At 48.5% G+C, this 6,918-nt stretch carries 6 protein-coding genes; all 6 read right to left on the reverse strand.

Going from position 1 to position 6,918, the window contains the following annotated elements:
* Window positions 1-238 precede the first annotated feature (238 nt).
* The gene (topA, locus tag IV54_RS05575; RefSeq protein WP_057878408.1) at window positions 239-2,350 is read right to left on the reverse strand and encodes a type I DNA topoisomerase; all 2,112 of its coding nucleotides are present in this window, start codon (window positions 2,348-2,350) and stop codon (window positions 239-241) included.
* A gap of 133 nt (window positions 2,351-2,483) precedes the next feature.
* Complete coding sequence (gene dprA / locus IV54_RS05580) at window positions 2,484-3,377, reverse strand: DNA-processing protein DprA (RefSeq protein WP_057878409.1); 894 nt, start codon at window positions 3,375-3,377, stop codon at window positions 2,484-2,486.
* Between the two features lie 26 nt (window positions 3,378-3,403).
* Window positions 3,404-4,192, reverse strand: a complete 789-nt coding sequence (locus IV54_RS05585) for a ribonuclease HII (RefSeq protein WP_057878410.1) — start codon at window positions 4,190-4,192, stop codon at window positions 3,404-3,406.
* Window positions 4,182-5,045 (reverse strand): ribosome biogenesis GTPase YlqF, encoded by an 864-nt coding sequence (gene ylqF / locus IV54_RS05590; protein WP_057878411.1) that lies wholly within the window; start codon window positions 5,043-5,045, stop codon window positions 4,182-4,184. Before ylqF ends, IV54_RS05585 begins: the two co-directional genes overlap by 11 nt.
* 561 nt (window positions 5,046-5,606) lie before the next feature.
* Window positions 5,607-6,119, reverse strand: coding sequence for a hypothetical protein (locus IV54_RS05595; protein ID WP_157054364.1), 513 nt, complete (start codon window positions 6,117-6,119; stop codon window positions 5,607-5,609).
* A gap of 200 nt (window positions 6,120-6,319) precedes the next feature.
* Window positions 6,320-6,853: a hypothetical protein gene (locus IV54_RS05600; protein ID WP_157054365.1), complete on the reverse strand. Its 534-nt coding sequence runs from the start codon at window positions 6,851-6,853 to the stop codon at window positions 6,320-6,322.
* Window positions 6,854-6,918: the final 65 nt, after the last annotated feature.

Genomic DNA, 6,918 nt, shown 5'->3' on the forward strand with positions numbered 1-6,918 from the left:
GAAATTTCCTTTAGAAAGCGACAGCCCGGGGTGGGACTGCCGCTTTTTTGATACCGCCAACAGACAGCCTTAACAATACTGTTGGGGATGGACCATTATTTGATTGAAACGATTTTTTCTAAAATCGTGCGAAAAAATTGAGTGATTTTACGTTAGTAATAAGTGAAGGGCCAAAAAAGGCGTCGACCCCTGAGAGGTCAACGCCAGTGAAACAAAATTAAGATTTAATTGTGGAAAGCTACTTCTGTGGCGCTTCTTCGTAGTCACCGTTAGGACAAACGATCTGCGAGCCGCCACGAATCTTCTTGGCAACCAGGTAGTGACCGTCCTTAGGGCAATCACGGCCAACGGGCTTGTCCCATGAGACAAAGTCACAGTCCGGATAACGGGAACAACCGTATAAAATCCGGTTCTTCTTGGACTTACGTTCGATGACTTGGCCCTTGTGACAAACGGGACAGATGACGCCGATTTCCTTGACGATGGCCTTGGTATTCCGGCAATCTGGGAAGCGTGAACAAGCGTAGAACTTCCCGTAACGCCCCATCTTGATGACCATTGGGGCACCACAGATGTCACAGTCGAAGCCAGCTGGTTCGTCTCTGATTTGGATCTTTTCGATCGCATCTTCGGCGTGCGCCACTTCGGTTGAAAATGGCTTGTAGAAGGTGTCAATAACCTTGACCCAATCCTGCTTGCCTTCTTCAATCCCATCCAATTGTTCTTCCAGACCGGCCGTGAACCCAACGTCCACGATGTCGGGGAAGTATTGGTTGATGATGGTATTGACGATGTCACCGAGTTCCGTCGGTTCGAAACGCCGACCGACTAATTTAACGTAGTAGCGCCGTTGAATGGTATCCAGCGTTGGGGCGTAGGTTGATGGTCGACCAACCCCGTTTTCTTCCAAAGCCTTGATCAAGTTGGCTTCGGAATAACGTGCAGGCGGCTGAGTAAAGTGTTGGGCTGGATCGGTCTTGGCCAACTTCACGTGATCACCAATTTCGAGATCAGGGAGCAGATTATCCTTTTCTTTACCACCCTTGTAAATCTTCAAGAACCCTTCGAACTTCATCTTGGATCCGTTGGCTCTGAAGGTTACGCCGTTTTGGTCCAGCGTAACGGCCATGGTGTCCATGATCGCGTTCGTCATTTGACTGGCAACGAATCGATTCCAAATCAATTGGTAGAGCCGGAATTGGTCCTTAGTCAGGCGTTCTTTCAGGCTAGCCGGTGTCCGGAAGACGGACGTTGGCCGGATAGCTTCATGGGCATCTTGAGCGCCTTCTGGCAGCTTACCCTTGATTGGCTTAGTTGCAGCAAATTCCGCCCCATACTTCTCATGAATAAACGTGGAGGCTTCGTGCTTAGCGATGCTGGAAATCCGAGTCGAGTCGGTCCGCATATAGGTAATGAGCCCTTGCGTGCCTTCCTTACCCAGGTTGATCCCTTCGTAAAGCTGTTGAGCGGCCATCATGGTCTTCCGCGTCCGGAAGTTTAACTTCCGGTTAGCATCTTGTTGCATGGAACTGGTGGTAAATGGTGGCTGTGGGGAACGTTTCCGTTCCTTACGTACGACGTTGGTAATGTCGAAGTCGCCCTTGCGATCCAGCTTACCCAAGACGGCTTGAACGGCGTCATTGTCCTTCAAGTCAGCCTTCTTACCATTTAGCCCGTAGTAGCTGGCGCTAAAGGTATGACGAGCCTTCTTGAAGTCGGCATCGATCGTCCAGTATTCTTCGGGCTTGAACGCCTTAATTTCATTTTCACGGGCAATAATCAGGGACAGTGCGATCGATTGCACACGACCGGCACTCAGGCCCTTCTTAACCTTTTTCCACAACAGAGGTGAGATAGAGTATCCCACCAACCGGTCTAAGATCCGGCGGGCCTGTTGGGCATTGACCAAGTCCATATCGATGGACCGTGGCGTCTTAAAGGCTTCCTTGACGGCATCCTTCGTGATTTCGTTAAAGGTGACCCGGTTCTTGGCGGTCACATCCAAGTTAAGGACGTGGGCTAAATGCCAGGCAATGGATTCCCCTTCACGGTCAGGGTCAGATGCCAAATAAACGGCTTTGGCCTTCTTGGCTTCCGAACGCAGACCCTTGATCACATCACCCTTCCCCCGAATGGAAATGTAGTGTGGGTCGTAGTCGTTATCGAAGTCGATCCCCATTGAACTCTTAGGCAGATCCCGGACGTGTCCCAAGCTGGGAACGACCTTGTAGGTTCGGCCTAAATACTTCTCAATGGTTTTGGCTTTAGCTGGTGATTCGACAATCACTAATTTTTTTTGTGGCTTTCGCCGTGTCTTAGCTGCTGTCTTAGTTTTTGCTTTAGTCGGCAATGCACATTACTCCCTCGAATAATAGGCAACGAAGCCCCGCTGGGCGGGAATCCCCGTTCCTATCGACTTGTTTTAATCGCGAAACAAAAGTTCGCTAAACATTTCACTATAATCCCACACATGATATTTCAAGTCAGGGTAACTTGTCAACTAAAACTTCTTCCATTATATGATCGGAATTCAAGATCGGTTTCGCCCCAGCGAGAATTAATTCGTTAGTGCCGACCGAATTTGGACCGTCGATTGTCCCGGGAACCGCAAGGACGTTTCGGTTCTCCTGAAGTGCAAAATTAGCCGTGATCAGACTCCCCGAATGATGAGCCGCCTCGACCACGAGAACACTCTGTGAGAGACCGGCGATGATCCGATTCCGTTCTGGAAAATGATGCCGCGCGCCATTGGTACCCCACGGATATTCCGAAAGTACAAGCTGATCGTGGGCCAGGGTGTCCATGAGGTCACGGTTGGCGGCGGGATAACACTTGTCTAGGCCGGTCCCAATCACCGCCACCGTGCGGCCACGATGGGCTAAGGCCACCTGGTGGCTGAGCGTATCGACGCCCTGGGCCAGGCCAGAGACAATGCAAATGTTGGTCTCGACCACGGTTGGCAGTAACAGGCGCATGGCCGTTAAGGCGTAGTTTGTGGGGTGCCGTGACCCGACGACCGCCAACTGTGGCCCTTGAAGATTGCGCAGATCGCCCTGAAAGAATAACGCGACTGGTGGTGTGTAGATTTCCTTGAGTTGCGGCGGATAAGCGTGATCGACAATGGTTAGACACCCACTGTGCGTGAGATTTTCGGTTATTTGTTGGTTCATGGCATGGCTGAACAACTCCAGATGAAGTTGCTTGAGTCGCTCGGCGGGTAACGGTAGCTCGGCACCTAATTGGTCGAGAGTGGCGGTGGTGATGGCTTGAATCTGGGGATGGGCCATTAACCAGTGCCAGCAGGCCACACAGGTCTTGGGGCCGATGCCAGTGACTAAGGGTAAGCGCATGAAAAAATCACGAAGTGTCAGTTGCATGTCGCAACCTCCTGTCCTCTTTAGGACTAACTCCGTGATTCGTTGGCAATTATTTTCTGAACGGGTGAAAAAGTTCGGCGGTGAATTGGGGTCACACCCCGATCGGCCAAACCACTCAGATGCTCCGCGGTCCCGTACCCAGCATTTTTGGCAAAACCATAGCCGGGATACAGTTGATCGTAGGCTGCCATTAAATGGTCCCGGTAGACCTTAGCGACGATACTAGCCGCCGCAACGCTGGCACTCTTCGCGTCCCCTTTGATTAACCGGGTCTGCGGAAGTGCCACTGGAATCTGCATGGCATCGACGATCAAGTGATCTGGCGCCACACCGAGGCCGAGAACGGCTCGTTGCATAGCCACCCGCGTCGCCTGATAAATATTAATCTGATCGATGAGCTGTGGACTCCCAATCCCAATGCTGACGGCCGTGGCCTGTGCCAGAATCTTCGGGTATAGGGCTTCACGTTCCTTGGGTGTGAGTTGCTTGGAGTCATTAACTAAAGGAATATCGAAGTCGCTGGGTAAAATGACGGTCCCCGTCACGACCGGTCCAGCTAAGGGCCCTCGACCAACCTCATCGACCCCAGCAACCTGCTGACCAGCGGCCCAGAATGGTCTTTCGTAGTGTAGGCGATGCTGAAAGGCTTCCTCAGCGGCCTCACGACGCGCAAGCTGGCGTTTAAGCTTAGCAAGGAGTTGCTGGGCCCCCTTGCGCGGATCGGCGGCTAGCGCCTCCAGACGGGGGTCTGAAGGCGACGTCACATCGGTCAACTGCTGGCGGAGTTCGGCTAGGCTAACGGGCTTAGTCGTCATGGTCCTCACCCGCTTGGGGTGCGCGGTCCAAGGTGAACCCACCCATCTTAGAACGGCGAGCGTCGAAGATGAGGCGTTCGCTGGCCCGTTCGTAGTCTTCACGCATGCCGAGTTTGGCGGTGATTTGCATTAACAGATCAACGTCAGACAGGTCGAAGTCTTCGTCTGCCAAATGATACCGTTCCTGCAGCGCAACCTGATGATATTGTCGGAAGAATTTCAATTCAAATAAGGCAACGTCATCCTTGGCATAGAGCTTTTCCTTGATGGCTCCGGTCAATGCAAGCTTCAACGCCACGTCCTGATCCTTGAACTTAGGCCAGAGAATTCCGGGGGTGTCTAGTAATTCCAAGTGTTTGCTGGAGCGCAACCATTGTTGGCCCTTCGTCACACCAGGGGTATCGCCGACCTGAGCGGCCTTGCGGCTCACCAGGTGGTTCAGTAATGTTGATTTACCCACGTTAGGGACTCCAACTGTCATGGCGCGCATTGGGCGTTCCTTCAAGCCCTTTTCCTTTTCCGCCGCGAGCTTGTCCGCCAGAATGCTGGCCGCAATCTTGGTAATTTGCTTGGGAGTCACGTTGGCTCTGGAATCAATTGAAATAGCTGGCAAGTTCTGTGACTGGTAGTAACGCATCCAGGCAGCGGTTTGTTGTGGGTCTGCCAAGTCCTTCTTGGTTAAGATGATTAAATGCGGTTTGTCCTTTGCGATTCGGGTAACCTCGGGGTTACGGGATGAAGCGGGAATGCGGGCGTCGACCAACTCGAAAATAATATCCACGAGGTGAACGTTCTCTTCCATTTGGCGAATCGCCTTGGCCATATGGCCTGGGAACCATTGAATGGTACTCATAGTGTTCTCTCCTTTGATGTAGCAACGTTTGTAGTTTGTTGTGTGTCGTTGGTTTGTAAAATTATTTAAGCTTGTGTGTGCTTCGAAAGTCATACTGATCACGGTAGCAGAGTTTGTCGATAATGTTTTCTGTCGACTGTCATTGTGTCGTCACTAGCAATGTATTGAACCTAATTACTAGAGCCAAGTTCTCTGTTAGTGTCATTCCCAAAAAACAGAACAACAAAAAGGTAGAATGGAATTTAATCAGCATTTCCATTCTACCATTTTATGAACGCTTTAAGATAGTCGGCGTTTCAATTGGAGTTTAAATGTTCTCACCGTGCCTACTTGATCTGAATGTCATCTGTCTTTAAGCTGTGTTTTGCTGTTTTAAAGCTACCAACAGATTCAACCGAAAGAGCATCGACCGTGTTTAGGAACAATTACTGTGATTACATGTGTGAAATGGGGTGTGGGGCAATTAGCCCCATTATGTAGCGATTCGCGTAGGCGAATCGCGAGGCCAATAAAGAAGACCATGTCTTCTTTATTGGAAATATTCACATATTATAAACTTAATTAAAAGATTGAAGGGTCACCAAGGGCATCAATTGCGCCGGCACTTAAAACATCATTTTTATATTCAGTACGATTTGCTTTTTTTAAACCACGATACCATGTATCAAAATCAGCAGTATGATACTTATCAGCTTTATAAGTCTTAACTGGCTTCATATCGGTTAATTTAACCCAACCACCAGCATGTTTCTTCTTAGTGATAGGGGTCATGTAGTAATAGACCATCCAACTACCCTTGTGCTTGATTTGGGTAATCTTCGTTCGGGTCCACTTGTTCTTTTTATAGTTCTTCAAATAATGGTTGGTCTTCAATTTTACATTCTTCTTGGTACCAGTCATCTTATAGGTTTTACCCTTGGTATTCTTGACCCGATATTTTTCATGATTCCGAGTAGTTGCTTTGAAAATCCGGCTGTAACCCGTTTTACTAGAAGCAGAAGCGACAACACTCGGCATCACTGTGCCACCCATCATAGTTAAAGCCATTGCAGCGGCCACTACAATACGATTCATTTTTTTCAATTTAAAAACTCCCTTCACGGTAATCAAAGATACTGACAATTTGTCATCGGCTATGTTTACGAACAATTATATTAGTGAAATGAAAGTGGAGAGAATAGTCCCCAAGAAGCAGCGATTTGCGTAGGCGAATCGCAATTTCAAAAAGGTCGATTGTTTTGGATGAACTTTGGAGAAATTCTAGTCACATAAATTTAGTTGAGATAACTTTTGTCAATTTGTGATGGTTCCCCATCACCATCTGATGCACCGCCTTGCTGCACCCAACCAACATAATTCTTTCGTTGTGACTTATTTAATGTTCGATACCATGTATCAAAATCGGCGGTATGATACTTATCGGCTTTATAAGTTTTGACCGGCTTCATGTCGGTCAACTTAACCCAACCACCGGCATGTTTCTTCTTAGTAATTGGCTTCATATAATAATAGACCATCCAATCACCCTTGTGTTTGATTTGGGTGATTCCAGTACGAACCCACTTGGTCTTCTTATAATTCTTTAAGTAATGATTGGTCTTTAACTTAATATTCTTGGCTTTCCCGGTCATCTTATACGTACGACCCTTTTTATTCTTAACCCGATACTTATCATGATTAAACCCACTCGTCCATTTTTCAATCCGACTGTAACCGGTCTTCTTGGCAGCAGATGCTGTCACACTAGGAACAATCGTGCCACCTAACATGGTGAAGGCCATCATCGTGGCTACTAAAATACGATTCATTTTTTTCATCTTGAATTTACACTTTAAGTGCAACACTAATTAAATAAAGAATGGCCCATGGCCAA

Origin of the sequence: Levilactobacillus paucivorans, assembly GCF_001437125.1 — a bacterium.
Lineage (GTDB): Bacteria > Bacillota > Bacilli > Lactobacillales > Lactobacillaceae > Levilactobacillus > Levilactobacillus paucivorans.

What these genes read in the sequence shown, in the direction of transcription:
- dprA (WP_057878409.1), bottom strand. Translation starts at nt 3,377, where the DNA reads ATGCAACTGACACTTCGTGATTTTTTCATGCGCTTACCCTTAGTCACT.
- IV54_RS05585 (WP_057878410.1), bottom strand. Translation starts at nt 4,192, where the DNA reads ATGACGACTAAGCCCGTTAGCCTAGCCGAACTCCGCCAGCAGTTGACC.
- ylqF (WP_057878411.1), bottom strand. Translation starts at nt 5,045, where the DNA reads ATGAGTACCATTCAATGGTTCCCAGGCCATATGGCCAAGGCGATTCGC.
- IV54_RS05595 (WP_157054364.1), bottom strand. Translation starts at nt 6,119, where the DNA reads ATGAATCGTATTGTAGTGGCCGCTGCAATGGCTTTAACTATGATGGGT.
- IV54_RS05600 (WP_157054365.1), bottom strand. Translation starts at nt 6,853, where the DNA reads ATGAATCGTATTTTAGTAGCCACGATGATGGCCTTCACCATGTTAGGT.